This is a genomic window from Methylobacterium frigidaeris (assembly GCF_022179185.1).
Lineage (GTDB): Bacteria > Pseudomonadota > Alphaproteobacteria > Rhizobiales > Beijerinckiaceae > Methylobacterium > Methylobacterium frigidaeris.
The window spans coordinates 13,891-36,769 of sequence record NZ_BPQJ01000058.1; the positions used below are offsets into that span (position 1 = coordinate 13,891).

Annotated in this window: 32 protein-coding genes and 1 pseudogene; 13 read left to right on the forward strand and 20 right to left on the reverse strand. The window is 63.9% G+C overall.

Annotated features, from left to right (window positions below):
- Nucleotides 1–11: 11 nt before the first annotated feature.
- The gene (arsC, locus tag MFF64_RS32230) at nucleotides 12–449 is read right to left on the reverse strand and encodes an arsenate reductase (glutaredoxin) (protein ID WP_238193372.1); all 438 of its coding nucleotides are present in this window, start codon (nucleotides 447–449) and stop codon (nucleotides 12–14) included.
- Nucleotides 442–801, reverse strand: a complete 360-nt coding sequence (locus MFF64_RS32235) for an ArsR/SmtB family transcription factor (RefSeq protein WP_238193373.1) — start codon at nucleotides 799–801, stop codon at nucleotides 442–444. Before MFF64_RS32235 ends, arsC begins: the two co-directional genes overlap by 8 nt.
- Before the next feature lie 44 nt (nucleotides 802–845).
- On the opposite strand from MFF64_RS32235, the gene arsH reads away from it, so the two are divergent.
- Nucleotides 846–1,592: an arsenical resistance protein ArsH gene (arsH, locus tag MFF64_RS32240; protein WP_273557187.1), complete on the forward strand. Its 747-nt coding sequence runs from the start codon at nucleotides 846–848 to the stop codon at nucleotides 1,590–1,592.
- Nucleotides 1,593–2,825: 1,233 nt separating this feature from the next.
- Here the strand turns inward: arsH and MFF64_RS32245 are convergent.
- Nucleotides 2,826–3,431, reverse strand: coding sequence for a DUF2239 family protein (locus MFF64_RS32245; protein WP_099901379.1), 606 nt, complete (start codon nucleotides 3,429–3,431; stop codon nucleotides 2,826–2,828).
- Between the two features lie 118 nt (nucleotides 3,432–3,549).
- On the opposite strand from MFF64_RS32245, the gene MFF64_RS32250 reads away from it, so the two are divergent.
- Both MFF64_RS32250 and MFF64_RS32255 read left to right on the forward strand, forming a co-directional pair.
- The gene (locus tag MFF64_RS32250) at nucleotides 3,550–3,885 is read left to right on the forward strand and encodes a GIY-YIG nuclease family protein (RefSeq protein ID WP_238193374.1); all 336 of its coding nucleotides are present in this window, start codon (nucleotides 3,550–3,552) and stop codon (nucleotides 3,883–3,885) included.
- On the forward strand, nucleotides 3,882–4,811 hold the full coding sequence (locus MFF64_RS32255; RefSeq protein ID WP_099901339.1) for an alpha/beta fold hydrolase: 930 nt from the start codon (nucleotides 3,882–3,884) through the stop codon (nucleotides 4,809–4,811). Before MFF64_RS32250 ends, MFF64_RS32255 begins: the two co-directional genes overlap by 4 nt.
- Nucleotides 4,812–4,970: 159 nt before the next feature.
- Here MFF64_RS32255 and copM read toward each other — a convergent pair whose 3' ends face one another.
- Nucleotides 4,971–5,267, reverse strand: a complete 297-nt coding sequence (copM, locus tag MFF64_RS38245; RefSeq protein ID WP_369010725.1) for a CopM family metallochaperone — start codon at nucleotides 5,265–5,267, stop codon at nucleotides 4,971–4,973.
- Nucleotides 5,247–6,020: pseudogene (locus MFF64_RS32265) on the reverse strand (MauE/DoxX family redox-associated membrane protein); the annotation flags it as partial. The pseudogene MFF64_RS32265 and the gene copM, both read right to left, overlap by 21 nt.
- A 59-nt stretch (nucleotides 6,021–6,079) precedes the next feature.
- On the opposite strand from MFF64_RS32265, the gene MFF64_RS32270 reads away from it, so the two are divergent.
- On the forward strand, nucleotides 6,080–6,505 hold the full coding sequence (locus MFF64_RS32270; protein ID WP_207767959.1) for a MerR family transcriptional regulator: 426 nt from the start codon (nucleotides 6,080–6,082) through the stop codon (nucleotides 6,503–6,505).
- Between the two features lie 590 nt (nucleotides 6,506–7,095).
- Here the strand turns inward: MFF64_RS32270 and MFF64_RS37940 are convergent.
- The 3 genes from MFF64_RS37940 to MFF64_RS32280 all read right to left on the reverse strand — a co-directional run bounded on the left by MFF64_RS37940 (nucleotide 7,096) and on the right by MFF64_RS32280 (nucleotide 8,707).
- Nucleotides 7,096–7,218, reverse strand: a complete 123-nt coding sequence (locus MFF64_RS37940; protein ID WP_273557189.1) for a hypothetical protein — start codon at nucleotides 7,216–7,218, stop codon at nucleotides 7,096–7,098.
- 434 nt (nucleotides 7,219–7,652) lie between these two features.
- Nucleotides 7,653–8,177 carry a hypothetical protein gene (locus tag MFF64_RS32275; RefSeq protein ID WP_133123361.1) on the reverse strand — a complete coding sequence of 175 codons (525 nt, stop codon included), beginning with the start codon at nucleotides 8,175–8,177 and terminating at the stop codon, nucleotides 7,653–7,655.
- Nucleotides 8,178–8,452: 275 nt separating this feature from the next.
- Nucleotides 8,453–8,707: a hypothetical protein gene (locus MFF64_RS32280; RefSeq protein ID WP_099901759.1), complete on the reverse strand. Its 255-nt coding sequence runs from the start codon at nucleotides 8,705–8,707 to the stop codon at nucleotides 8,453–8,455.
- A 521-nt stretch (nucleotides 8,708–9,228) separates the two neighbouring features.
- On the opposite strand from MFF64_RS32280, the gene MFF64_RS32285 reads away from it, so the two are divergent.
- The gene (locus tag MFF64_RS32285; protein WP_133123386.1) at nucleotides 9,229–9,933 is read left to right on the forward strand and encodes a hypothetical protein; all 705 of its coding nucleotides are present in this window, start codon (nucleotides 9,229–9,231) and stop codon (nucleotides 9,931–9,933) included.
- Nucleotides 9,930–10,160: a hypothetical protein gene (locus tag MFF64_RS32290; RefSeq protein ID WP_099902012.1), complete on the forward strand. Its 231-nt coding sequence runs from the start codon at nucleotides 9,930–9,932 to the stop codon at nucleotides 10,158–10,160. Before MFF64_RS32285 ends, MFF64_RS32290 begins: the two co-directional genes overlap by 4 nt.
- Before the next feature lie 187 nt (nucleotides 10,161–10,347).
- On the opposite strand, the gene MFF64_RS38090 is transcribed toward MFF64_RS32290, so the two are convergent.
- Both MFF64_RS38090 and MFF64_RS39040 read right to left on the reverse strand, forming a co-directional pair.
- Entirely contained in the window at nucleotides 10,348–10,656 is a 309-nt protein-coding gene (locus tag MFF64_RS38090; RefSeq protein ID WP_309296476.1) for a resolvase, read from the reverse strand.
- Between the two features lie 3 nt (nucleotides 10,657–10,659).
- Nucleotides 10,660–10,857, reverse strand: coding sequence for a recombinase family protein (locus tag MFF64_RS39040; protein ID WP_309296477.1), 198 nt, complete (start codon nucleotides 10,855–10,857; stop codon nucleotides 10,660–10,662).
- Between the two features lie 157 nt (nucleotides 10,858–11,014).
- Between MFF64_RS39040 and MFF64_RS32300 the strand changes: the two genes are divergently transcribed.
- Nucleotides 11,015–11,716 (forward strand): hypothetical protein, encoded by a 702-nt coding sequence (locus MFF64_RS32300; RefSeq protein ID WP_238193375.1) that lies wholly within the window; start codon nucleotides 11,015–11,017, stop codon nucleotides 11,714–11,716.
- Here the strand turns inward: MFF64_RS32300 and MFF64_RS32305 are convergent.
- The 4 genes from MFF64_RS32305 to MFF64_RS32320 form a co-directional block, all read right to left on the reverse strand.
- The gene (locus MFF64_RS32305; protein ID WP_133123507.1) at nucleotides 11,703–11,978 is read right to left on the reverse strand and encodes a hypothetical protein; all 276 of its coding nucleotides are present in this window, start codon (nucleotides 11,976–11,978) and stop codon (nucleotides 11,703–11,705) included. The two genes, MFF64_RS32300 and MFF64_RS32305, sit on opposite strands and share 14 nt — an antisense overlap.
- 126 nt (nucleotides 11,979–12,104) lie before the next feature.
- Nucleotides 12,105–12,290, reverse strand: coding sequence for a hypothetical protein (locus tag MFF64_RS32310; protein WP_099903597.1), 186 nt, complete (start codon nucleotides 12,288–12,290; stop codon nucleotides 12,105–12,107).
- Between the two features lie 56 nt (nucleotides 12,291–12,346).
- Nucleotides 12,347–12,649 (reverse strand): hypothetical protein, encoded by a 303-nt coding sequence (locus tag MFF64_RS32315; protein WP_133123508.1) that lies wholly within the window; start codon nucleotides 12,647–12,649, stop codon nucleotides 12,347–12,349.
- Between the two features lie 5 nt (nucleotides 12,650–12,654).
- Nucleotides 12,655–13,161, reverse strand: a complete 507-nt coding sequence (locus tag MFF64_RS32320; RefSeq protein ID WP_099903601.1) for a hypothetical protein — start codon at nucleotides 13,159–13,161, stop codon at nucleotides 12,655–12,657.
- 136 nt (nucleotides 13,162–13,297) lie between these two features.
- Here MFF64_RS32320 and MFF64_RS37945 point away from each other — a divergent pair, with 136 nt between their 5' ends.
- Nucleotides 13,298–13,420, forward strand: coding sequence for a hypothetical protein (locus MFF64_RS37945; RefSeq protein WP_273557190.1), 123 nt, complete (start codon nucleotides 13,298–13,300; stop codon nucleotides 13,418–13,420).
- Nucleotides 13,421–13,462: 42 nt separating this feature from the next.
- On the opposite strand, the gene MFF64_RS32325 is transcribed toward MFF64_RS37945, so the two are convergent.
- Nucleotides 13,463–14,413 carry a hypothetical protein gene (locus MFF64_RS32325; RefSeq protein ID WP_133123509.1) on the reverse strand — a complete coding sequence of 317 codons (951 nt, stop codon included), beginning with the start codon at nucleotides 14,411–14,413 and terminating at the stop codon, nucleotides 13,463–13,465.
- Between the two features lie 499 nt (nucleotides 14,414–14,912).
- Here MFF64_RS32325 and MFF64_RS32330 point away from each other — a divergent pair, with 499 nt between their 5' ends.
- On the forward strand, nucleotides 14,913–15,569 hold the full coding sequence (locus tag MFF64_RS32330; RefSeq protein ID WP_165795758.1) for a nucleotide-binding protein: 657 nt from the start codon (nucleotides 14,913–14,915) through the stop codon (nucleotides 15,567–15,569).
- Between the two features lie 81 nt (nucleotides 15,570–15,650).
- Nucleotides 15,651–15,938: a hypothetical protein gene (locus MFF64_RS32335; RefSeq protein ID WP_238193376.1), complete on the forward strand. Its 288-nt coding sequence runs from the start codon at nucleotides 15,651–15,653 to the stop codon at nucleotides 15,936–15,938.
- A gap of 325 nt (nucleotides 15,939–16,263) precedes the next feature.
- On the opposite strand, the gene MFF64_RS32340 is transcribed toward MFF64_RS32335, so the two are convergent.
- The gene (locus MFF64_RS32340) at nucleotides 16,264–16,410 is read right to left on the reverse strand and encodes a hypothetical protein (protein ID WP_165795759.1); all 147 of its coding nucleotides are present in this window, start codon (nucleotides 16,408–16,410) and stop codon (nucleotides 16,264–16,266) included.
- 444 nt (nucleotides 16,411–16,854) lie between these two features.
- Between MFF64_RS32340 and MFF64_RS32345 the strand changes: the two genes are divergently transcribed.
- Both MFF64_RS32345 and MFF64_RS32350 read left to right on the forward strand, forming a co-directional pair.
- Nucleotides 16,855–17,901, forward strand: a complete 1,047-nt coding sequence (locus MFF64_RS32345; RefSeq protein WP_099903816.1) for a hypothetical protein — start codon at nucleotides 16,855–16,857, stop codon at nucleotides 17,899–17,901.
- Nucleotides 17,902–18,086: 185 nt separating this feature from the next.
- Nucleotides 18,087–18,287 carry a hypothetical protein gene (locus tag MFF64_RS32350; protein WP_099903818.1) on the forward strand — a complete coding sequence of 67 codons (201 nt, stop codon included), beginning with the start codon at nucleotides 18,087–18,089 and terminating at the stop codon, nucleotides 18,285–18,287.
- A 52-nt stretch (nucleotides 18,288–18,339) separates the two neighbouring features.
- Here MFF64_RS32350 and MFF64_RS32355 read toward each other — a convergent pair whose 3' ends face one another.
- Nucleotides 18,340–18,636, reverse strand: a complete 297-nt coding sequence (locus tag MFF64_RS32355) for a hypothetical protein (protein ID WP_238193377.1) — start codon at nucleotides 18,634–18,636, stop codon at nucleotides 18,340–18,342.
- Nucleotides 18,637–19,080: 444 nt separating this feature from the next.
- Here MFF64_RS32355 and MFF64_RS32360 point away from each other — a divergent pair, with 444 nt between their 5' ends.
- Entirely contained in the window at nucleotides 19,081–20,163 is a 1,083-nt protein-coding gene (locus MFF64_RS32360; RefSeq protein ID WP_099903938.1) for a Shedu anti-phage system protein SduA domain-containing protein, read from the forward strand.
- Nucleotides 20,164–20,169: 6 nt separating this feature from the next.
- Here the strand turns inward: MFF64_RS32360 and MFF64_RS32365 are convergent, their stop codons facing one another.
- From MFF64_RS32365 to MFF64_RS32375, 3 genes are all read right to left on the reverse strand, one after another.
- Complete coding sequence (locus MFF64_RS32365; RefSeq protein ID WP_099903936.1) at nucleotides 20,170–21,621, reverse strand: ADP-ribosylglycohydrolase family protein; 1,452 nt, start codon at nucleotides 21,619–21,621, stop codon at nucleotides 20,170–20,172.
- Between the two features lie 47 nt (nucleotides 21,622–21,668).
- Entirely contained in the window at nucleotides 21,669–22,121 is a 453-nt protein-coding gene (locus MFF64_RS32370) for a hypothetical protein (protein ID WP_099903934.1), read from the reverse strand.
- 103 nt (nucleotides 22,122–22,224) lie between these two features.
- On the reverse strand, nucleotides 22,225–22,563 hold the full coding sequence (locus tag MFF64_RS32375) for a helix-turn-helix domain-containing protein (RefSeq protein ID WP_099903932.1): 339 nt from the start codon (nucleotides 22,561–22,563) through the stop codon (nucleotides 22,225–22,227).
- Nucleotides 22,564–22,879 lie beyond the last annotated feature (316 nt).

The window sequence follows — 22,879 nt, forward strand, 5'->3', positions numbered from 1 at the left end:
GTGGCTCTTGGTCAGGCGGTGGCGACGCGACGGCCGTGCTCGTCGACGACGCGCTCGCCGTCTTCCTTCACGAATTCGCCGTGCTGGGCGGGGAGGAGGTCGAGCACTGCTTCAGACGGGCGGCACAGGCGCACGCCCCGGGGGCTCACGACGATCGGTCGGTTCAGCAGGATCGGGTGCTCGGCGATCGCGTCGAGAAGCGCGTCGTCGTCGAGCTTCGGGTCGCCCAGGCCAAGTTCGGCGTAGGGGGTGCCCTTCTCGCGCAGCAGGTCGCGGATCGACAGGCCCGCCCGCTTGGCGAGATCCCGGATCATCGTCCGCGTCGGTGGCGTCTTCAAGTACTCGATGACGTGTGGCTCGATACCCGCGTTGCGGATCATCGCCAGGGTGTTGCGGGACGTCCCGCAGGCGGGGTTGTGGTAGATGACGACGTCGATTGGCTCAGCCATGGGTCGTGGCCTCCGCGGGAGAGCAGCAGGCCGCGAGCGCCGCGACAGCCGGGGTGCAGATCTCCGGGCGGCCACCGCAGCAGTCCCTCATCAGGAATTCGATGAGGCTCGTCAGCGCCGGGAAGGCCGCGCTGTAAATCGTCGAGCGCCCCTCCCGCCGGGACTGGATCAGGCCCGCGTGCTCCAGTTCCTTCGTGTGGAAGGAGAGGTTCGACGACGACGCGCCGACCTCGGTCGCCAAGGTCCCGGCCGTCAGACCATCTGGCCCAGCGGTGACGAGGATGCGGACGATCCGCAGGCGCGTTTCCTGTGCGAGCGCCGCGAAGGCGCTCAGGGCTTGCCGTTCATCCACGGTTCACTCAATATCTCAACACTTATTGAGATGTAAACGAAAGCGTGCCCGTGAACAAGCCTGACCCGACCGTCGTCGATGGCCTCCCGAACTTGCTGGAGCCCGTGTTCGAGGTGCCGACCTCGGAGCACCTGGAGCCGCGCGAGCGGTTCACGCACGCGCCGCGCTTCCTGATCCTCTACGGCTCTCTGAGGAAGCGCTCCTACAGCCGCTTCCTGGCCTACGAGGCGGCGCGGCTCCTGGAGCGCATGGGCGGGGAGGTCCGCATCTACCATGCGAACGGCTTGCCCTTGCCGGACGACGCGGCGGCCGATCACCCGAAGGTTCGGGAACTACGCGACCTCTCGCTCTGGTCCGAGGGGCAGGTCTGGGTGAGCCCGGAGCGACACGGCAACCTGACGGGCGTGATGAAGAGCCAGATCGACTGGCTGCCGCTGGAGAGCGGCGGCATGCGCCCGACCCAGGGTCGCACGCTCGCGGTGATGCAGGTGTCGGGCGGGTCGCAGTCCTTCAACGCCGTGAACTCGATGCGGATGCTCGGGCGCTGGATGAGGATGATCACGATCCCGAACCAGTCCTCGGTGGCGAAAGCCTACGAGGAGTTCGACGAGGCGGGCCGCATGCGGCCGTCTGCCTACTACGACCGCGTCGTCGACGTCGTCGAGGAGTTGTTCAAGTTCACGGTGCTCACGCGGGAGCGCTCCGACTACCTCGTTGATCGCTACAGCGAGCGCAAAGAAGCGTGGGTGAAGGCCACGCCCGAGGGGCGGCCCGACACGAACGCGATCTGACTGGCCCCGAAGGCGCGTTCTTCTCCCAAGACTCAGAGGTCAATCCGAAATTCGTTGAACGAATTTCGCTCGAAGAACTCACGGCCCGAGCCTGTCGCCCTGCGCCTGCGGCTTGTACTTCGGGCAGGTGCGTGTGATCGGCATCGACCTCTTCGTGGGTTGTCGGCTACGCCTCGGCCGAGATCTGCGCCTGCGGCTTCGATCTCGTCGTCGTCTTCGAGGTCGCCTTCTGGCTCGCTGCGCTCCGCCCTCGTCGACCTCGTGCGCCGCATGCCCTGCGGGGTCTTGATCTACGTGTTCTTGTTCTCGAACTCGTCAAGATCTTCTTCTTCGTCACTCGCTAGATCTGAATGCAGTTCTCCCCCTCCACAACGTTCACGCGAACGTTGAAGAAGAGGAGAGGTTCGTCTCGTACTCGCTGAGTCCTACAAACGCCGCATAAGCCACGGAGCCGAAGTTACTCGGCGCAGGCGATCACCCGGAAATCCTGCTGTTAGCGGCCCTATCTCGACAGCCCACGCCTACGATCGTGAGTTCGGGTTGTCCACGCGAGTGTTCGAGGTCGACAAATTCGTCGAGGTCGAACCCTTTCTCGGGCGGGCCTTGCCTCACCGGCTGGGTTGAAATGTCTGATGGTCGGTGCACTCTGGCACCACTCCGTCGCTCGGCTATGCGGGGACCGGCGACGGCTGGAACTACTGCGCGCTGGGCACACGTAGTCCATCCTTTGGAGCCTTTCCGCGATCAACGTCGCGCCAGGGGCCGTGCACCGTAAACGATGTCCGCCTGATCGGGTGCTCGTCCCTCATCGGTCCCGTCTGCGGCTGGCAGCTTCACCTGCCTTTGCCTAGTAGAGTTCGTCCGGGATGCGGTCGTCGACCGGGCCAGTCATCAAGATCTTGCGATCGCCCTGAGCAATATGTTGAGAAAATATACAAGAAATTTGTCGTTGCTGCAATTTATTTAGCTTCGAAACGACCGCGTTGTTCCGGGAAACCTCCGCCAAGATCCTCGAAGGATCTCGTCGGCCACGTCATGCTGGAGCAGCGAACTTGAGGGCGACATCGAGGGCCGTCGGGCCCGTCAAGAGCCTCCCGGGAGTAGGTCCCTCGTCTCGTCGAGGGACAGCAGCGGCGCGGGGTCGAGGGCGTGAAGATCCTGAGCGACGGTTGATCGAGGAGCTTCATCACGCGCGGAAGCTGACGTTGCTCGGCCGAACCTTCGGTTGTTGGCTCAGGCGAGGGCTGCAAGCTTTAGCGCATGGGCCCGGATGTCCGGCGGCCATGCCGTCATGCGGTCGGCAAAGCCTTCCGCATCCCCGGCGAAGAGCGCCCGGATCACCTCCTCGAACCCAGGCAGATCGCCAGCCAATGCCGAAAGGAACCGGTAGGCGGCCTCTCGCGCGGCCTTCGTCCGGGTCTGCCCACCATCGACCCGCCTCGCTTCGTCAACGAGGCGCCGCAACGCTTGCGATGCGCCTCCCGGCTGGGACGCGAGCCACTCCCATTGACGGGGAAGCAGCGTCACCTCGCGGGCGATGACCCCGAGCTTCGGGCGACCTCGGCTCCTTGGAGCACCAGCGGTATCCGCTCGGCTCTCGACGTCGCTCGTGGCGTCCCCCGCATTCCCGAGTTCGGCGAACCGTGCGGTGATCTCCGCTTCGGTTCCACGCAGATCGAGGTCGATGACGGCACCCGATCTGTCATCGAAGGCCAAGATCGGGTCACCTTCTTCCGCCGCCCGCGCTTTCACGGCGAGAGCCACGTCGATCAAGCGACCGCTGGCCAGCCGCCGCACGCCCGCGAACGCAGTGAATGTCCTCATCGGGTCGTCTGGCATGGCACCCCCATCCTGACCTCCATAGCCGGAGCGATCCCTTGTCGTCAATTTTACCCGGGTGATATTGTGCAAGGGCATCGCTTTCGATAGCGTCGCTGCCGATCCGAGAGGGCATGCGATGAGAACCGAAGACCGAAAGGCGGCTGTGGACGCCTACAAGAAGCGAGAGGTCGAAGGCGGCATCTACGCCGTCCGCTGCGTGGCGTCCGGTGAGGTTTGGGTCGGCGGCGCGCCCGACCTCTCCAAGATCCAGAACCGCCTCTGGTTCACGCTCCGGCAGGGCACGAACACGCATCGTTCGCTCCAGAGTAAGTGGAATGCGCATGGAGCGGAGGCGTTCAGCTTCGAGATCATCGAGCGGCTGGATGTTGAAGAGATCGGATACGTCCGCGACCGGATCATGAAGGAGCGTCTTGTCCATTGGGCGGAGCAACTTCGGGCCGTCCGGATATGAGCCCGGAACCCAGGTCTGCCCATTTGGCGGCCAGCGGCATCACCCTGGCCTATGACAGCTTCGGCGACGAGGCGGCTGAGACGATCCTACTGATCGCCGGGCTCGGTACGCAGATGATCCGCTGGACCAACCCCTTCTGCCGCGAGTTGGAGACGCGCGGCTATCGTGTCGTGCGGTTCGACAACCGGGATACAGGACGCTCGACCCACTTCACCGAGCATGGTGCAATGGACTTTGCGACCTTGGCCTCGGCGCTCGCCGAAGGACGGCGGCCAGAACTCGCCTACGCGCTCGATGACATGGCCTCGGACGCGCTCGGCCTGCTCGATGCCCTATCCATCCGCCGAGCCCACATCGTTGGTCGCTCGATGGGCGGCATGATCGCCCAGATCATGGCGAGCGAACACCCATCCCGTGTGCTCTCGGTCACCTCGATCATGTCGGCCACGGGAAATCCGGGCATGCCGTCTGCAAAGCCTGACGCTATGACGATGATGATGCGTCCTGCCCCCGATCCCGTGTTGGACAAGGCGGGCTTCCTCGATCACGGCGTCGCCTTTGCACGGTGCATCGCGGGCACTGCTCATCCGTTCGACGAAGAGGCTTGCCGTGCTCTCCTCTGGGAGGAAGTTCGGCGAGGCCGTGCGCCGGGTGGGTTCGGACGCCAACTCGCAGCGATGGTGGTGGCTGGCGACCGCCGGTTACGGCTCGCCGCGATCACCGCGCCGACCCTCGTTGTTCATGGGACGGACGATCCTCTCTTTCCTGCTGCCTGCGGCGAGGACACCGCGGCCTCGATCCCGGGTGCGGAGATCATGTTGATCGCCGGGATGGGTCATGATCTGCCGCCATCCTTGTACCGGGTCATTGCCGATGCGATCGAGCGAACCGCTCGCCGTTCAACCATCTCGGCATCAGGAAGGTAGAAGGGCACCGCTCCAAGAGTTCGAACGATCGCTTTCGAGAAGGCAGTTGTGCCCTTCCTACGGCGTGGGTGGGTCGCAGTCGGAACGTCCGCTTCCAGCGGGGAGGGCAAGGACCGCTCCCCACCCATCCGGATCTTCAACCTGCCCTCCGCGGTCCGTTCATCGCTTCGCCAGCCATGCTTTCAGATCGGCGATCTCGCGTTCCTGCGCGATGACGATCTCCTGGGCCATGCTCCGGAGCATCGGGTCGCGGCCGTGTTGCAGTTCGACCTTGGCCATGTCGATGGCCCCGGCGTGGTGCGGGATCATCATGGTGGCGAAATCCCGATCGGCGTCGCCGCTCATCGGCGCGCTCATGTCCCGGTTCATCCGCTCCATGCCGAGCATGTAGGCTTGCGCAGCCGCGCCGGGGGCATTTCCGGTCAACATTCCCGGCATCGCGTGCCCGACGTTCATGCCTAGGGTCATGGCCAGCATCCACAGCGCCATGGCCACCATCATCACGTTCTCGGTCAACGACACGAACCCGAGCGGGACGTTGCTGCCGCCGCCCACGCAGGCGCACTTCAACTCCCGCCGCTCGATGTAGACGGCCTTGAACACCGAGATCGCACCCACCGTGCCGATGAACAGGGCAAGGGGGATGCTGAGCCAGTTCAGCGCGCCCGCGACCATCAGCACGCCAGCCAGCCCCTCCGCGAAGGGGTAGATGTAGGAGTAGGGCACCCAGCGTTTCGCCAGCAGGTCGTAGTTCAGGAACATCGTGGCGAAGCTCTCGACGTTCTGGAGCTTCAGGAGCGCGAGCACGGCCATGCTGAAGCCGATGAACCACTCGGCCGCGCGGACCGTGAAGGGCGTGCCATAGACGGCGTGGCTGGCGGCGAGCGCCATCAGGGCCGTCATGCTGAACAGGGCGATGACGGGCTTGTAGGTCGTGGTCTTCGGATCGGCGACCGATTTCCCGAAATGCCGCCGCAGGTCGTCGTAGCCGCCGACGCGCTCGCCGTTGATGAAGGTCTGCGGGGTCGTCTTGACGCTGTGCTCGGCCTTGAACGCCTCGGTGGCCTCGCGGGTCGTCAGCCATTTGTCCTCGACCGTGAAGCCCTGGCGGCGCAGCAGGGCCTTGGCTTTCAGGCCGTAGGGGCAGACGTGCTTGTCCATGACCATGCGGTAGAGCGTGGCCTGTCGGGGGAGGGCTGAAGAAGCCATGGCGGCAGCTTTCCGTTTCGGATTGGTCTTGGTGCTGCCGCAGGTATAGGGTCCGTACCATGGTACGGAGTCAAGCAGTGCAAGAGATGACCATCGCGGGCCTCGCCCGCGCAGGTGGGGTCGGCGTGGAGACGGTCCGCTACTACCAGCGGCGCGGGTTGCTGGAGACGCCAGAACGCCCCGACAGCGCCAGTCACGGCGGCAGCGTCCGGCGTTACGGTGAGCAGGACGTGCGCCGACTGCGGTTCATCCGTTCCGCGCAGGCCGCAGGGTTCACGCTGGACCAGATTGCCGAGTTGATCGCCTTGGATGCAACCGATGACCGCGCGCGGGCTCGGGAGCTTGCGACGGAACGCGTCCGCGCGTTGGATGCCAAGATTGCCGAGTTGAAGGCTGCGCGGGAGGCACTGGCGCGCCTCGCGCGGGAGTGTGGCGGCGGCCCGGCTGGACCCTGTCCCATCATCAGGGCGTTCACCGATGCATGAGTCGGGCGTTCCGTGAGAAATCCGTATGGCCAGAGTTCCGTTGACCATGCAAGGGACCCACGCCCGGGCTTGACCTCGCCGTGGGACCCGCCAGATCGGGCTCCCTTGGTGAAGTTCATCAACGAACGTCCGGTAGATCGGCGGGGTGTCGTTTTATGGGACCCGGCAGATGAGCGTTCGCGTGATTTTCAACCAACTCACGAAGGCCGTATGGATCGTCAAGAATCCGTACCAGGATCTATTGAACGGTTGTCCGATTGTGAGGGATGATGATAGCCGTCCGATGCGGAACTCGACGACATCCGATTTCACGGATTGGTGCAGTATTGTAAATGTTAAAACGGAGCCAGCCCTGGGTGGAGCGTTGTTGGTCGCGGATACGTCGTCTTTAGATCCATTTTCCGTAATCATGCGGTGGAAGGCTCCCACGTAGGATTGGATCCAATTTTCAGCAGGGCCGCCCCCTTCCGGGCGGTAATACTGAGGCGGGGGAGGGGACCACATGCGGGTCGACAGGCGCTGCGTCGTCGAGGTGGTCGGAGCGGATCGGGTCCAGGATGGGATCCGGGTCTGAGAGGATGAAACCCGGGTCACAACCCTGCCTTCAGGATCATGAGCACCATGAGCATGACCGTGACGAGGCTCAGGGCCGTAATGAGGAGCAGCGGCATCATCAAGACGGCGGGCAACCCCTCCACGAGGATCAAGATCACGCCCGGGATGCGAAGCCCGGCTCGATGAACGGGTGGTGGAGGAGGCGCAGGAGAGGGCGGTGATGGAGGCGGCGGATCAATCGGCCGAGGCAGGCGGGCACGGGGGGCTCGCTTGGGTCGACGGCTGGGCTTCTTCATCGGACGGACTCCGCCTTGAAATTCAAGACAGGTCTCATTGCGAAGCCCCATGGGGGTAAAAGGGGGCGCCCTCGCCGTAATTTCAACTGCGCGCCGGGGGAAACGGTCCCGGACCTCGCCCATGGGTGCGACGAGTGCGACAGGCTCTACCAAATCTCGGCCAACGAGTTGTCGCAGGCGCCGCCGATTTTTTCCCCATTTTTTGAAGAGGGGAGGTGAGGGAGGAGGGACGAAAATAATCTACCGCGACTGTGGCCGCGGCTTTCCTTGAGCTTCGCTGGGCCATGTGGCCATCATCAGCCGAAGAACCCACCGCCGAACGCGCTAAGACCTCCGAGCATTCCGCCTCCACCCATGCCGATTGGTGCAATGTTCGCGAACTGCGCGGGCGCGGGCTGAACGGGGTTGAGCGAAGCCCATGTGGTCGGCAGAGCGCCGCCGCCGCCGCCGAACGATGCTTGAGCACCAGCGCTCGGGGTAGAAGGCGTTGAGCCCGTGGTAGAAGGCGTCGAGGCGGGCGTGGAATTCGGTGTGGAGTTCGAGGCCGAGCCGAGCACCGGGCGCACGAAGTCGGTCGGCCGAGCCGTGGTGCTGGTGTACGAGGGCGCGGTAGCTGGTGCTGTGCTCGAAGTCGGAGAACCCGGCGCGGCCCCCATTCCAGACGGTGCTGCACCAGCTACGCCCTGGCCCGCGTTCAGGCCCTGCGGCTGGTTCAGCCCCATGATCTTCGAGAGCATGCCGCCCTCCTGGCCCTGTTGGCCCTGGCCCTTGCCGCCCATCACCGAGCCGAGCATGCCTGCGACCTGACCGATCTGGCCCATGGCGCTCGATCCGCCCTTCGAACTCGACGAGCCGCCACCTCCACCACCGCCGCTCTGCCTCGGGGCCTGCGGGGGCTGGATGTGGCCGAACCGGCGCGGCTGTGGGTTGAGGAACGTCGCGGCCGTCTTCGGCGCTCGTAGGAGATGTTTCAGCGCTGGTAGAAGGCGTTCTGGCTCGTGGCTGATGGTGCCGAACCAGAACCATCCTCTCGCTCGTCGCTACTATCCTTGCCGGGGTGATGCGCTGGAGACTGCCCACTGAACGGCAGCACGCGCTATGTCTGGGCGTCTCGCTTGTTCCTCATGACTTCATCAAAGTGCTTGTCGACCTTGGCTTCGATCTTGTCGAGGTCCTGGCGGATCCAGGAGATCAAGGCCCGGAGTTCGCCGGGTGAGCAGCAATCGTGACCGATGGTGATCCGACCGTCGACGGATCCCGTGATGTAGCCGAGCCCGACGTATGTGGCGCGGCGGCCGTGAGCGGTGTCGACCCAGAGGTCGAGGTAGGTGTTCGGCTCTTCCTTGGCCATGGTGTGTGCTCCGTCGTCGCGATGGCGGAGCTTAGCTCGGGATTTCGGTGAGTTGGATCCGCAACCGGCGCCAGCAGGTTCGCCGCAATCCCACCATGAATGTGGCGGAAATGCGGCGGCGCCCCACAATCAAATCGGGTCACGTTGGGGTTGCTTTTCGAGGCAGATGATCTCGGGCCCGGCAGTTTGTCTTTAATCTCGAATTGCTGCGAGTTGGTGAAGTCGAATTCGAGGGCGAGGGACCCCGAGCCCGTATTAGGTCGTGGCTCGAAGAGCCGCGGCCTATTTGCTCGTGGCGCAGCCCGAGGAAACTCCGTTTCTCATTAGTTAATATTAGTCCTTCGGCCTTCGTTTCACGAACTAATATTAACTACTGAGAAAATCCGCCTCCGGGTGCCTCCGGCTTCGAGATGGTTCTCGTCAAAGAGAAAATGGATTGGGCGTGTTCGACCTGCTAAACGGGCTGCGTCGGCCGGGGAGATTTGCCCGTGCCCGACTTCATACATGAGTTAGAGACCGACATGACGAAGTTGAAGGTTCCGGAGAAGGAACCAATGTGGGCGCGGCTGCCGCCGCTGTCTGAGATCCACGTGTTGCAGGCGCAGTTCTTCGACAACACGGGACGCGCGGTGCGGAAGCAGGGCGAAGCCGACTACGCGATCAAGATGATGGTGCACCTGCACGGGTGGGGCATCGAGTTGCGGAACCCGGATTGGTGGCGGGTGGTGCAGTTGCTGGACCCGAAGAAGGTGGTGGCCTGGGCCCGAGCGAAGGAAGGGATGAGCGCCGAGGACCTCGACGCCTATGAGGCGGTGTATGCCAAGGCTGTGGAGGCTGAGGCCGAGGAAGGCGTTGTGTTGGTCCGCATGGGCCACATCTCGTCGCCGCCGGGCAAGCAGTACTTCGAGGGCCAGTTCGTGCTCTTCATCCTGCGGGAGGATGAGACCGCGACCCTGGTGGTGTACCGCAACGGCGAGATCGAGATGTTCCAGGACTGGAAGCCCTCGCGGTCGCGCGGCAAGACGGTGAAGCCCGGAACCCCCAAGCTCGTGATGTTGCATGATCCTGGCGGGATCCTGCCCAAGCAGCGGGAGTCGAGGACGAAGCTGGTCACTGATCGCGATGAGGATGGGATCGTCGAGACGACGGGCTCGCCGGAGCCGAGGCCCTCGATGCTCTCGCCGCAGGAGCTTGCGTTCATGCGGGCGCGGGGAGGTCGGCCGTGACGGACGACGAGATCACCGCCCTGGCGGACCACATCACCACCCTCGAAAGCGACCTCGCCCAGGCGCGCCGTAGGATCCGAGATCTTGAAGCCGCAGTCGAGGAATCCCGGGCTCGGGAGGCCGCGCACGATGCTGCCGTCCAGGATCGCATCGCGCGGCTCATCGAGCATCAGCAACGGCGGCGGGTGGAGGGCGAGCAGGTGCTGCGGAACTCCAGCGACTGGTAGGCAGCGGGGCTCGCCGATGAGAGATCGGCGGCGAGCCCCGCCTACCATTCGGAAGAGCCCACCGCCATGTTCAAGAGCTTCATCACGATGCTCGTGCTGCGAGCCGCACCCTGACGATCGGCGATGAAGAACTACCAGCCGCTCTTGACCCCGAGCCGACCCTCAGAGCAGCCCGCAGGATCCGCACCTACATCGACATCGTGCCCTTACTCCTGGCGACGATCTTACCGACCGTCGCCCGAGAGCAGCCGTTCGCGTCCTGCAACTGCGACCACGACAGGCCCTTCACGAGCATCGCGGCGATGCTGGAGTTGCGGCGGGTGTCCTCGGGGCGGCCCCGATATTTGCCCTCGGCCTTGGCGCGCTCCTGGCCCTGCGCCTGCCGACGACGGCGATCGTCGTAGTCCTTGCGGGCGACGGCAGCCAGCACGTCCAGCATCATCGTGTTTACCGCCGCGAACATGCACCCGGTGAATTCGTCGGGCGGCATCGCCATTGACTACGATGTTGGTAGATCGAGCGAAACGATCCTGACGCCCATGGCCTCGATCTCGGTGTGGAGCTTGCGCCAGTCGGCGTCGGTCAGTCGAGCAAGACGATCGACTTGCTCGCAGAGACAGATGTCGCCCTCGCCTGCATCCCGCAGGAGCCGGAAAAGCTCCGGGCGCGCCAGCTTGGTTCCGCTCTCGTGCTCCACGTACAAAGGTCCACAAACGTGGAGACTGCGTTGGGAATGTGTTGCGGGGTTTCGAACAGTTAGAGGATGATGGATCCCCAACCAAAAATTTGTGTGCGTTGTCGTGAAAGATTTCAATCCTACCGTACCAAACGATGATGCGTCTTATGACGAAGTCATGGCCGCCCTCGTCGCCTCTGAGAAGCAAATCCAGTCCGTTTGCGCCTCCGCCTTGAAGAACGGGCGCCAGATCACCCACGCCGATTTCTTCGGGATCGGCGTCGCTCGACGTAGCATGGCCCTGTCAGCAGGGTTCCGGACCTTGGTAGAGGCCAAGAACGGGATCGCAGCCGTCCCGCTGGTTCGTATCCACCTCGATACGGTACTCCGCCTCTACGCGGCTTACTTCGTGAAAGATCACCATCAGTTTTGCTACGACGTCTTCCAAGGGATGCAGGTCGATCGCATGAAGGACGACGACGGCAATCTCATGAAGGACGGGTACTTGCGAGATCGAGTCGCTAAATCCAACCCGTGGATCGTCGAGGTCTACAAAAAGACCTCCGGAGCCGTCCACTTCTCAAACCGCCACATCTTCGAGGCGGTTCGACCGAAGAACGACGAGGAAAATGCCGAGATCGGCGACTTCAGCATGTTCATCGGCAGCGAGGATGTGTTCCGTGCCCCCGATGATTACCGCGAACCGATGCGTTGCATGCACCATCTTAACTTGATCATCGGCTTCGGATTGGCGGATTGGTTTGGCCGCATGTGCGCGCCGGATGGTCCAACGATGGACGCCGAAGAATACTGGGCGAAGTTCGATGCCCAAGAGGCGGCCATAGACGAAGACGAAGATCCCGCTTTCACCACCACCTGAGCCTCAACATGAAGTCACCCTTTGCCCATAGTGGGAAGACAACCTTGAAGATCGCGTCGTTCGCGGGTGTGACAAGGATGTAGTTGTTCGCGGCGAGCCACTGCTCAAAGACAACGTTCGGCACGCGCCGCGGCTGCTTGCACTTGTCCTCCCACGGAACCGGCAAGCCGCACCGGATCACATAGGACCGCGGGACGTCCATCCAACGCAAGTTATCGCCGGTCGAGAGCGTCGGGTAGTAGCAGCAGGTGTAGATCTTCATGGGGGACATGATATCGATGGTGACGAAGTTCTAGGATGCGACCGGCGGCCCTTCGACGAGGCGACGGGTGGGACGGGGGCCCCGGTCGTCACCCTGGTTGCGTTGTAGTCGGGCTCGATGCCCTCGTCATCGGAGCACCAGCCGATCGTAGCCGCTGGCGAAGAGCATCCACCGCGGCGTATCGGCCTCGTCGAGGGCCCTCCGCGTCCGGCGCCGATCAAGCTCGGGGCAGTTCGCCGGGTGCATGGGGCGGTAGGGCCCGGGCGTCAGCTTGCTGGCCTTGCGGGCGTCGATCTTGAGCGTGTTCGTCATGCTCGAAATCTACGCCGTCGAGGTCGGGCAGTGTTTCCCAACGAAGTGCGTAGACGTCAGACGATCGGCCGAAAGACCCACTCGCTCTGGGGGATGGGAGGCTTGTCGCGACCGACGAACGGGATGAAGCGATCCTCGCGCTCCGACCACACTCCACCCTCTCCAAGAGCTTCGCGGGCAGCAATACGCTTGCTCTCCCGCCATGAGTCCCAGATCCTGTCGGCCAGGGTGGCGAGGTCTTTCGAGGACAGGACGCCGATGACCTCGGGCCCGACCGTCGCGATCACCGCCTCGAAGGTCTGGGGATAGCGGCCGACCTTCGAGAGGCGGGCGGCTCTGACGATCTTGATCTGGCTCATGACCATCACTCAGAGATCTTGGCGCCGGAGGCAATCAGCCGCTGGCGGTTCGTGGCTCCGTCACCGTTCTGCTTGGCCCACCAACGGTCGGTGACTTCGAGGACGGCGAGGCGGGTGGCGATCGGCATCGCGTCGATCTTCTTCAGGAGGGTGTCGTTGTCGTAGCCGCACTCGGCGGCCGAGTTCTCGTACTCGTTGGTGTCGGCCAGCTTGCGGCTCATCAGGAACGCACTGGCTTCAGCTTGGCCGCCGTTGACGCCTTCGCCGCCGTTGAAGGCCCAGACGATGCCCATCCACTCGTTCTCGGTGAGCGTCGGGACCGACTCCCGCACCATCAGCATGTAGCGATCGCAGACCGCGTGGATCCGCTCGCCGCGGCTCGGGCCCGGATCGTCTTCGGTCCGCTCGACGCTGTCCAGGACGGACGCGACCTTCTTCGAGACGTAGAGCGTGAACCGCTTCGGCGTCTCGCTCAGCTTGTCACTCGGGCGCATCTCGATCACCTCGGTCATAAGCTCACTCCTTAGCACACTGCGGGTATGTCCCGCCATAGGCGTGAGGTAACACCTAATTGGTGCGTGCGCAATGCGTGAAAGTGAGCGACCATGCATCACATCAAAGACAAACACCCCGCGGACGATCCGCGACGTGAAGAGCCGCAAGACCCACAAGCACGTCGTCGTGCCACCGCCCTCCCCGGCGAACACGAACGCGCCGCAGGCGGTCGACAAGTCGGCCGACATTCTGGCCGACGAGTTCGAGGCGGCCTGATCGAGGTTCGTCAACCCGTTGGTGATGAGTTCGCGGCCAGGATCACCCCGGCTGCGGGCTCAGACCCGGCGGTTCGAGCCCGTATCGGGCGTGGAGAGAGACCCCGGTGCGGCGCCAGATTGCGTCGAGGTTCTCGATGAAGGAACTGTCGTGCTGCATCTGGACCGCACTCGGCTCAGATTTGGCCGAGGATGGCTCAGAACGGGGATTCGAGGTTTTGGCCACCTTCGCACCGTCTAGCTTCAAAACGGCCGCTGGCGGGCTTCTCTGCGGCTCAACCCTTTCAGATCGGCACGAATTTGCACCCTTGTCCGGAATCTTAAGATCTTGATTCTTAAATTCTTTCTTTTGGGTTGCGCTCGATCCTTTTGCGTTCCAGTTGAGGATCGCCTTACTCAGAATCGAGATGCGGTTCACGGCGCGCACGCCGTAGACGACAGTGATGTGTCCAAAGCGCTTGGCTCGGCGGGTGGTGGATTGGACCAGCCGCTCGGAGCACCCGGCTCTCGCGGCGATTGTCCCCACTGCAAGTTCGCACGTTCCAGTTGTGTCAGCCTCGCGGCGGATGACCTCCAGGACCGCACACATCGCGGTCGTGTAGTGCTTCTTCACGATTCCAGGGATCTTGGCGGCATCCCGAAGGTAGCGCCGCCGTTCGAGCCGTTCCTCGCGCGCGCGCAGGTCTTCGAGGGTGCGCTCGCCCTTCGGCTTCGTGGCGCCCGAGAGCTTCGCGCCGAGCTTCTCAACGAGCTTCGTCGCATGACCGGCGACCGTGACCCGGCGGGTGATCGCTTCGTCCTGGCGGGCTCGCCGCCGCACGATCGCCGCCTCGACGAGCTTGACGTCTTGATGCGTCAAGTCGCCGCATTCATGCGCCGCATAGACGTCGGCATGGAGCAGACCCAACCGCTCGCGCCAGCCAACCCCCGCTAAGTCGTTGATGAAATTGATAAAATCTCGGCGCCAATCGGCCGAGGTCTTCCTCTTCGACATGGCTCATCCTTCGAGATGAGCCGAGCGCACAACTTCCCGACACCGGAAGCTGCTTTTCAGGCAGCCGCCAGCGCTCGCCGGATTGACCGGCTGAGGGGGTGGACGCTATGAAGGGGATGCAAGTGCCACTTCAAAAACGTCCCTTTGGGACCGCAAAAAGCCTCGGATGCCACTCCGGGGCTTTTTGCGTTTATGGGCTCGGCGCTTCTTCCGATCCGTACTCCGGGATGGCCGCCCCCTTCGCAGGGCTTGGCCGCTGAATCTCGCGCGGGGGAATCCCCACTATCCCCTTGTGAAGCACATCTTGGCCCCTGGCGAAAGCCCGGGCGCCCGCAGGGCCTTGACAGCCGCGGGCTCGGCGTTCGCGCACCCGCCCAAATCACATGCCTTCGGAATTCGTTAACCAATTTCGAACGCTCAAGGTGTTAAGGTCTGAAGTGCCAAGTTCCCTAAGGGTCTCGGGCCTGAGGGTGTTAAGGTGTGAAGGGGAGAGGGTGTGATGAAGATCGTGACGATGCTCACTGAGAAGGGCGGGTCCGGTAAGACCACCCTCACCCGGCATCTGGCCGTGGCCGCGATCCAGGACGATCAGTCCGCGGCCTGCCTGGACGCTGATCCCATGGGCGGGTTGCGCTCGTGGGGGGACGCCCGGGGACGCGATCCCTTCGTGGTGCCCGAGGCCAGCCAGAAGCCCGTACATGTCGATCAGGCCGTCGACAAGATCCGGGATGCCGGGGCCGATTACTGCTTCATCGATACAGCGGGTGCCCTCTCGGCTGTGGGCCTGCACATGGCCCGGATCGCCAATCTTGTGCTGATCCCGCTCCGCCCCACCGCCGATGACGTGAAGGCCCTGTGGCCGATCGTCGAGGAGCTTAAGCGCCACGCTGTAAACTTCGCGGTCGTGATCTCGGCGGCGCCGACGACCACGCGACGGCCGACTACCGAGACCCTCGACCTCCTGGAGGCGCAGGGCGTCCCGGTCGCGCCAGCGATCATCCACCAGCGCCAGATCGTCCCGGATAGCGGGATCAACGGCCTCACCGCTCTGGAGACTGAGGCTACCTCCCCCGCCGACGCCAAGGCCGTCGATGAGTTCAAGTATCTCTGGACCTGGGCGAAAACCAGGATGGCCGAGGTGCCCGTCGCCGCCTGAAGGTGTGAGGGTTCGAGGTTGTTGGGATCATAGCTCCTAAGGGTGTGAACCCCCGAAGGTGCGAGAGTATGAAGGTGTTAGATGACTAAACCGTCCCTGTCCGTGCTGGCCCCGAAGCGCCCGGAACCCATGGCTGCGCCCGCTCCGCAGGAGCCCGCCGCTACTGCCGCGCCTGAGCCCGCGAAGAAGGTGAAGCCGTCGAGGGTCGCCCGCCGGGCGTTCGGGACCTTCCTGCGCGAGGAGGACTATCAGACTCTCCGGCGCATCAGCTTCGAGCAGAGCCGTCCGATCCAGGCCATCGTCGACGAGGCCCTAGCCGACGTGTTCGCCAAGCACAACTACTCGGAGTATGCCCGGCGGGGCGGCTGACACCCTCATGACCTCACACTCTAACACCTTCAGGGTCTCGACCTTGAAGGTCTGAAGGTGCCGAGGTTCGAAGGTGTGAGGTGCCCAATAAGCAGCGGCTCAAGCTCTCAAAGGCCCTAGTTCGGCATCATGAGCGTGACCCGCTGGAGGCGGGCGATCCGGTGACGAAGCTGATCAAGGGCGGCAGGAAGCTCGAAGGCACCATTAGCACCGCTCCGGCGAATGGGTGTGGTGCCGGGGGAGGGAGGGTCTTAGACCCTCGAAGCCGTCAAGGCTGTAGCCCACGTATGAGACATGCCCCGGAGATCCCAGCGCCTTCGCTGTTTCAGCAGTTGCCCTGCTGGTCGTCCTTGACGAGGGCGTCGCCCTGAAGCCCAGCGGCGTAGGCGCTGATTTCGAGCGCGTGCACCCAGTACGGCAACTGCCATTCGCCAGAGTACTGTGATGCGTTGGCCGCGGCCTGTTTCTTCATGGCTCTGTCGGCCATCTTCGCCCCGGGAGGCGGTTACGCCCGCGATCAAGCCCAGGATCAGCATCTCGTCGTGCATCAGGATCTCGAACGCTCCGACCTGCTGTGGGGCGGCGGCCGGGGATCCTGTCGGGACAGGGCGGGACAACTCGCGGGCTACCCACTTCAGGGTCGTGGTCGCTGTGACCTTGCCCTGTTGCAAAACGGGGTGAGTCGCTACGCACTTTCAGCGTATCGGAAATTCGTTGCAGGATTTCCGATTTATAGGAGGCTGGTTCGAGCGAAACATTCGCGGAGAACCACTTGCAACCGACAGGCATTCAGAAGTTTGAGCCTCGCCCGTTCCGAGGAAGCTACCTTCGGGTCACGATAGAACTCGATGCGGTATGCCCCGGGCATCTTCGGGCCGCTCTCCACGGATCTGACCAAGCCCGTCAGGCAAGGTTCTTGGCCTACGCGGAGATCATGGACGGGAACGAGGCTGCGCTGGCACAACGCCTCGGCGCCGAGGTGGCATCTGCCTCTGGGAACACCGACGCTGATCAGGTGGTGATCGGCAGGGCCCTCGCAGTTCCGAAGCCCCGCGAGATCGTCGAGGCCATCTTCAAGACCGCCCCGGACGGCTTCCTCGGCCTGCTGCGTCGGCTCGGTGCTGATCCACTCCCCGACCCCACCCTGTATCGTGAGCTTCACCGGCTCTTCTCATCTCGCGACCCCGCCGACCGCGCCCGTGTCCTCGTTCTCCGGCAGTCTCCAGGCACCATCTCGCCCATGCAGATCGCGATCGTGATGGCCCTCGACCCCGTGCTTCTGCACCCCCGCTTCGTCCGCAAGATCGAGACGCTCAGGGAGGCTCGCGACCTCAATGCCGCTCTCAGCTACGTGCGGGCCCACTGCTCCACCGCCACCGAAGAGGCGGTCCGGCAGTCAGTTTCCTCCTTCCCCGAGAAGAAGATCGTCGAGGCATTCGTGCTGGGGTGGGCGAGGCGGTTCGATCGACTTCCGTTCCCCCTCGCAGTTCATGATCCGTCCCTGGTGGTACTGGACACCGGGGCCGCGCTTGTCAGCGCCGGACGCCGCTATGACAACTGCTTGGCGAGCAAGGTTCCCGAGGTACTGGTAGGCCGCAAGCTCTACGTCGAGGTCAGGTTGGGTGCCGGTCGCGGCGTGATCGCCGAGTTACGGCGCACCTCCCGGTGCTGGGTCCTCCGGATGCTTCACCAGCGAGGCAACGGGCGCGTCCCCCGGGATCTTGCGGTGGCTGTTCGTGGCAAGCTCGCTGCTCACGGTATCGCCATTTACGATCAGCCCTCGAACGGCACCGCTGGCCTTGATGCGGCCGCCAAGTTGCTCGACATCTACGACTGGCGAACTGACGACGTCAGCGAGTTCGACACGCCAGAACCGCTAAGTCTGGCAGAACTCGAAGCAGAACTTGATGATCTTGTTCGAACTTTCGGGTCGACGGCGTCAATGGCCGAGGCTGCCCCGTGAGAAGGGTGTAGCGCCTGTTTGACGCCAAGATCTTCGAGCGGCTTCGGGACGTTCAAGGAAGAACATCGGAAGCGGCGGAGCTTGCAGGGATCCTGCGCCACAACCTCGAACTGCTCGGGGACTCGGCGGGCCCGCTGCGAGCGCGACATGTCGCCGAGGTCGAACTGGAAGCGCTGCGCGTCGAGATGCTGGAGGCGTATGAGACGGTGGCGTCGCTGGTCGCGGATCTGGAGTTCGAGCGGGCGCGCGTCGCCTACCTGGAGGAGCGGCTTGCCGCCTTCGAGGACGATGCCGAGGCTGCTCGACGATCGCACCCGCCGCTCAGGATCGTGTCCATCACGTCTGGATCACCCGGTGACCATTGTCGGACTGATGCCGACGCCTGATCCCTCGGCCACTTTCGCGAGCAGGATCATGGGCAACGGCCGATAGCCGACGTTACCGGCTGCGCCGTCCGAGCAGAGTCGCGATGTAGATGTCGCGCTCGATCGTGGCATCGAGGTCCCGGATCTCAGCCGCCAGATCCTGGCGGATGGCTACGACTTCCGCGAGGCGGTGCCGGATCCGCGCAATGGTTCGCGGTGAGACTCGGGCCGTGGCTCCTTCGCGCCGAGTGTAGTCGCCGAGGTAGCCGCGGGCACGGTCGCAGTAGCGGATGGAAAATGCCTCGCGCGAGTCGGCGAGGCCGAGTTCGATTATGCGATCGCACAGTAAAATAATTTGATGTCCAAACACTATTTGACAAACCTCAATGATGGAATTTATGATGGATAAATATTTACTCGATTGCAAAGTAAAGGTTGATCATGCCTCCAAATCACAATCTCAAACATGTCAGTGACCGAGCAACGGGAGTGTACGACGTCTCGACACCTCACGGGCATTGGGTTCTCGGTCGAACTAAGGAGTTCTGCTATCTTTACTCGCAGGGTTATTGGTACTTCACCACCGACCGGAGGCGGGAACGGATCACGTTCCACTTCGAGCGGCAACAGGATGCCGACGCATTCCGCCAGTCAACGGCCGCGTCAGCCACTCTGGTGACCTGCACGTAGCTCGCCGAGGATCTGGCGTTCTGAGGACGAACCCGTGGAAAAGCTGGCTTGTCTTCCTTCGCTTGTAGCGTCCTGATGACTGTTCGGGTGTAATAGAAGATCTTGCGTTGGTAAAAAAGCATCGATGAAAGTCAACATCCGGAAGTACGATCCCACACAGCGACCCAACCTGGAACGAACGGTGACGGTCGTTCTGAAGGACGGTCCCAAGGTACGGCGTGTCGCCAAGCACACTGTCGTGCTGAACGAGCACACGGGGGAGTTCCACCACGACTCGCTGACGATCAAGACCTACGCCCTGAACAAGCGGACCTGCACCCTCGATCCCGGCCGCTCTGTGCATCTCGACGGGGAGGAGTTGCAGCGCCTGATGGAGTTCATGCGGTCGTCCCGAGGTGGCGGACTTCCGGTGAAGGCAGGCGGCTACGTCGTCCTGCCGACGCCCGAGATGTTCAACGATGCGGTGACCCGCAAGCTGCACGACCTAACCGATGCGGCGGGCGCTGAGGCTCTCGCCATCCTCCTTCGGCAGGCGGCCGAGAAGCCGGATCTTTTGCGCGCCGTGATGGAGCGTGCTGCCGAGCGAGGGGACGAGTTCTTCGCCGAAGCCGCTGCCGCGCTCAACCTCGTGGTCTACAGGAGGGCTGTGGTTCAACTCGAAGACCTGATCGAGAGCCCCGGCGCCCGGGAGGCGGACTTCCAGCGGCTCCTCACCGCGAACCCATGGATGTTCGGAAGCGAGTACAGCCGCCTGCTCGATATCCGGCGCCTTACCCGCGACGAGCAGCAAGACTTCCTGTTCAGCCGCACCACGGACGGCTACATCGAGGTGGTCGAGATCAAGACACCCCTGGGCGGAGATGCCCTGTTCGCCTACGACCGCTCTCACGACACCTACTACCCCAAGGCTGACCTTTCGAAGGTGCTGGCTCAGGTGGAGAATTACCTGGAGAAGCTCGATCGCAGGCGCGACACCATCCTCGCCGACGACGGCGTCGACGCGCACAAGGTGCGTGCCAAGGCCGTGATCGGCCGCGACGGCGATGAGCATCAGATCAGGGCTTTGCGGCGCCTCAACGGCCACCTTCACGGTATCGAGGTGATCACCTTCGACGGCCTGCTGCGGATCGCACGGCGGGTACTCTCCTACCTCGAAGATCCTGCGGAACCGGGTGGCTCGGCACCCGAAACCGACAGCCTGGACTGAGGTTGCTCAGGCGACCGGAGTGCGCCGCCGCTGCGCGTCATTCTCGCTCCTGACGAACGTCTCCCGCAGCAGCCCGAGGAGCACGTCGGCGCGCGCGACCACGCGGCCGAGCAGTCCCGACTCGTAGCTGCCCGCGAGGTAGCCCTCGGAAAAGCGATCGGCGCGAATGCAGACGGTGAGGATCCTGGCGAGGTCGTCCTCGTTCGCCTGGGCAAGCGCGTCAGGGTCGTTGAGCAGGCGCTCGCCTTCCGCGGACTGGCCCCATTCCGACCAGTTGAAGGCGCGGACCCAGCCGTAGTCGTAGACGACCTTGTAGAACTCCTGCGCCTCCTCCCCGAGGCTGGTCCAGCCCATCGTGACGCTGCCGTTGTCGTGCTGGGCGGGGACTTCCTCGGCGAACGCGAACCCGTCGCGGTCGAAGACGCGCCGGAAGCGGGCCAGGGCCTCCAGGCGCTGCCGAAGCGTCCAGTCCCCCGTCATCCATGGTGCGGCGAAGGGGGAGCCCAGGGTCCTGCCGTCACCTGCCTCCTCATCCTCCTGTCCGTCAGGACGTGCTGATCGCGATCCCAGGTCGAGCAGGCGCCCCGCCGTCTCCTCGATCCGCTGTCGCCACGCCAGGGGCTGGAGCCAGCGCTGCGGAATACCCGAGGCGCCGAATACCGCCCCGGCGATCTGGCCCGTAACCGCCCCGACCGTGTCGGCGTCGCCCGCGAGGTTGACCGCAAGCACGAGCGCCTCCTCGAAGCTGTCGGCCTTGCCCGTGCACCAGAGCGCCGCCTCCAGGGTATCGATGACGTAGCCCGTCGACTTGATCTGGGAACGGTCCCTGGTCGACCATCCCCCCTTGGCGATCCGCTGGACGGCGCGGGTGCCCACCCAGTCGCGGGGGCGCAGCGCGTCCTTGCCGCGGCCCAGGATCGCCTCGCGCAGGATCAGCACGAGCAGGTCGCACGCCTCGACAGCCTCCGCCGCCGCATGAGTGGTGCGGCTCTGCTCCCGGGCGAGCCGAGCGGCCAGCGCGGGATCGTTCAGGGCCGTGATGGCGACCGGCGATACCCGCATGATCGAGCCGTTCCCGGCCGTGTCGGGCGCCTCGGAGCCCGCGAACGGATTGCCGCTCCGCCGGAACAGGCCGATCGAATTCCGGGTGGTGATGCCGACGTCGAAGCACGTCCCCGTGCAGGAGTACTCACCCTTCTTCAGCCATGCCGCGAAGCGCGTCATGAGGTCGACGGCGTCGAATTCCGGATGGGCGATCAGGCTGTCGGCGAGGGCCAGCGCGGTCGCCATGTCATCGGTCCACTGCCCGGGCTGAAGGCCGAACGGGCCGCCACCGGTCATCTCGGTGTGCAGGGGATGGATGTCGCGCTTCTCGAACTCCAGGGTGGTGCCGAGGGCGTCGCCCACGGCGAGGCCCAGAAGGGCGCCACGGGCGCGATCGTCGATGGATGTGACCATGCTGCGTTCTCCTGCCGTCACCGATGCCGTTTGAACTGCCCGGGTTCTCAGGCGGGGAGCGTGACTCCGCTGTCGGTCAGGCGGGCCCTGGCCGACGCGACGGCCGCGGCGGGAAACCGCTCGGGGTGCGTGGCGACGAGGTACTCGACGGTGCAGGTGCCGAGACCGTTCTCGACCAGGATCTGGAAGCCGGTGCCCTGGGTGTTGCCGAGGGCGCAGTCGGTCATGAAGGCGATCTCGCCGTTGTTCCTGATCGAGCGCAGGCTGTAGTTCGACTTCAGCCGCTTGCCGGTCTTCTCGAAGCGGCACCGGTCGAGCAGCGCGAGGGCGCCGTGACAGCCCGCGATCACCGGGTCGGTGTAGTCGCTGCCGCGGCGACGGAAGAGTTCGACGGCGGCCTCGCGGTAGACCTTGGATGCCTCCGGCTTCGCTGACGCCTGAGCGTTGTCCATGAGGGTCTCCAGTTGGGCATTGGAGAGCTTGAGCAGGTCAATCGTCATGAGGACAAATCCTTCTCGCGGGCCGTTGGGGACGCGGGCAGCAGCGACGGATCCGGGCTCCCGGCCTGATGAGCCGGAACCGTCGCGAATTCTCGGCGGATTGTCAGGAAGTGATGCTGACTTGGACGGTGAGACGGCTCACGGGCAGCCGGAGGAGCTTGGCGAGAGACAGTTTCGTCTGCTCGATGATCTCGACGAAGCCTTCTTCCGGCGCGTCATGATCGGTTTCGCCGGGTCCTTCCCCCTCACCCGTTTCCAGGTAGGCCCTGTCGATCCTAAGGGCGGCGGCGACTTGGGTCAGCATTTCAGGTCGGGGATTGAACTTGTTGTGTTCCCAGTTCGACACCCCCGAGGGCGTGATGTCGAGGGCGCGGGCCAAGTCGCTGACGCTCATGCCGCGAGCGAGACGGGTGTGCTTGATGCGGCTGCCGATGGTGTCCACGGGGGCGCTCCGAAGTTGGCGACACCCATATAACTATGCGAACCTCAAAAAGGTTTCAAGGGCTATGATAGTTTTTTCACCTTTCAGAGTTTCTGAGGGCATCCTCGGAGTTTGACCACCTCATGGCCGCGACACCCGGCGGGCTGCCGGGCCCCCGAGGGGCGGCATGGCCCTCGTCGGCTCGCTTCAGGATTGGCGGAGCAATCTTGCCCGTGATCCTGGGCGGAACATGCACGGGGTCAGGACCCACCCCGCGTGAACTCAGCGCCGGAGCCGCCCCTGCCGGTGCCCCGCGGTGATGACGAGGCCCTGGTCG